The organism is Azotobacter armeniacus, from assembly GCF_054779355.1.
The window spans coordinates 1-818 of sequence record NZ_BAAGYK010000114.1 but is presented as its reverse complement, the minus strand read 5'-3'; the positions used below and the strand labels follow the sequence as shown (position 1 = coordinate 818).

The window sequence follows — 818 nt, the reverse complement described above, 5'->3', positions numbered from 1 at the left end:
ACGACGGCTCGCGACGATAGGTCGTTCGGTCAATTGCGCGCCATGTACGATCGCTGACTATAAAAGGCTGATTGCCGCGCTCGACCCGACCCGCTGCCAGGGCAGCCCCACCACCAGCGCCTGAAGCTGCTCGGCATTCAACCCCACGTGCGTCTCTTGCCAGTTGCCTGGCCAGACAAAGCGTCCCCGGTTCAGCCGGCGCGAGGCCAGCCAGATACCGAAACCATCGTGCACCAGCACTTTCAGGCGGTTGGCCCGCTTGTTGGCGAACAGGTAGGCGTTGTGCGGCTTCGCCGCACCGAAGACCGCCACCATCCTGGCCAGCGCCGTTTCCGTGCCGGCCCGCATGTCCAGGGGGGCGGTGGCCAGCCAGACGGCATCGATGCGGATCATTGCAGGATCTCGCGCACGAACCGGGCACAGCCCGCCGCATCGCCTGCGGGCTAGTGAACGGTCAAGGTCGTGCGCCGATGGGGGATCTCGATGCCCCCGCTTGAAAGCCTGAGAGGGTGTCCACGATAAAAAATAGGTGGACACCCTCTCTTAGCTTGGCGGGTTCAAGCCAGATGACTTGGCCGGACGGTTACCCTGCGTGAGCAGTGGGCACGGGTGCTCAGACTGGAGGAGGAAATCCGGGTGATCGAACGCCGCTTGAAGCGCTGCCTGTGCGAGAGCTCCGACTGCCAGAAAGTGGCGGAAACTCCCGGCGTTGGCCTGTTACTAATCTTTTAAAAAGTAATGTCATGCTGCTGTATATCGGCAGTCCGGGTGGCGGAAAAACGATCTCACCAGCTCCGGCAACTTCTGGATTCTGCGCA

The 818-nt window shown here is 62.0% G+C and carries 1 protein-coding gene and 1 pseudogene; one reads left to right on the top strand and one right to left on the bottom strand.

What is annotated here, in order from left to right:
• Nucleotides 1–57 precede the first annotated feature (57 nt).
• Nucleotides 58–393: an IS66 family insertion sequence element accessory protein TnpB gene (tnpB, locus tag ACYVD0_RS15165; RefSeq protein WP_460427582.1), complete on the bottom strand. Its 336-nt coding sequence runs from the start codon at nucleotides 391–393 to the stop codon at nucleotides 58–60.
• A gap of 192 nt (nucleotides 394–585) precedes the next feature.
• Here tnpB and ACYVD0_RS15160 point away from each other — a divergent pair.
• Nucleotides 586–720: pseudogene (locus ACYVD0_RS15160) on the top strand (IS110 family transposase); the annotation flags it as partial.
• Nucleotides 721–818 lie beyond the last annotated feature (98 nt).

Excerpts from the sequence above, each read along its gene's own strand:
- tnpB (WP_460427582.1), bottom strand. The coding sequence starts at position 393 with ATGATCCGCATCGATGCCGTCTGGCTGGCCACCGCCCCCCTGGACATG.